Source organism: Vibrio sp. 1069 (assembly GCF_033340555.1).
Genome location: NZ_JAWOWP010000614.1, coordinates 1 through 598, shown reverse-complemented (window position 1 = coordinate 598; position 598 = coordinate 1). Strand labels below are relative to the sequence as shown.

Sequence of the window (598 nt, the reverse complement as noted above, 5' to 3'; positions counted from 1 at the left end):
ATGATAGCGATACGATAGCGCTTTCTCTTCCAACGACGATCGTGGATTTCGACCAAGATACGGTCAGCAATACCTTTGTGATTACAATTGCTGATGGCGATAACCCAGTCATTAACAATGTCACAAGCTTGTCTTTGGACGAGTCTGGCGTCGAGCAAGGTTCTCTACAGGGCATCGCGATTACTAGCGGTACCGGATCGATTTCGGCAGCCGCAGGCAGCGATATTATTGATCACTTCGAAGTAGAACCAACGGAATTTAATGTCTCTGGCGAGTTGCAATCGCAAGGGCAAAATGTACTTCTTGAACTCACTTCTAATGTCAACGGCGTTCGTACTTACGAAGGTTATATTGAGCTTGATGGTGTGCGCATTACGGTATTCGACATCAGTATCGACTCACCGTCTCAAGGCGAATATCAGTTCAACCTCTATGAACAGCTGGATCATACTGGCGCAAACGACGAATCGTTAACGTTCACCATTCCAGTTTATGCCGTTGATGCCGACGGAGACCGCTCTTCTTTGACGCTCGGTTCGAATGATGCCAAAGCCGCAAAAATCGTTATAGAAGTTAAAGATGATGCGCCTTCTATTAT

At 46.2% G+C, this 598-nt stretch carries 1 protein-coding gene; it reads left to right on the top strand.

Annotated features, from left to right (window positions below; translation table 11 throughout):
* Window positions 1-598, top strand: a 598-nt coding sequence (locus R7040_RS28060) for a DUF5801 repeats-in-toxin domain-containing protein (protein WP_318097830.1), incomplete at both ends; no start/stop codon positions are given.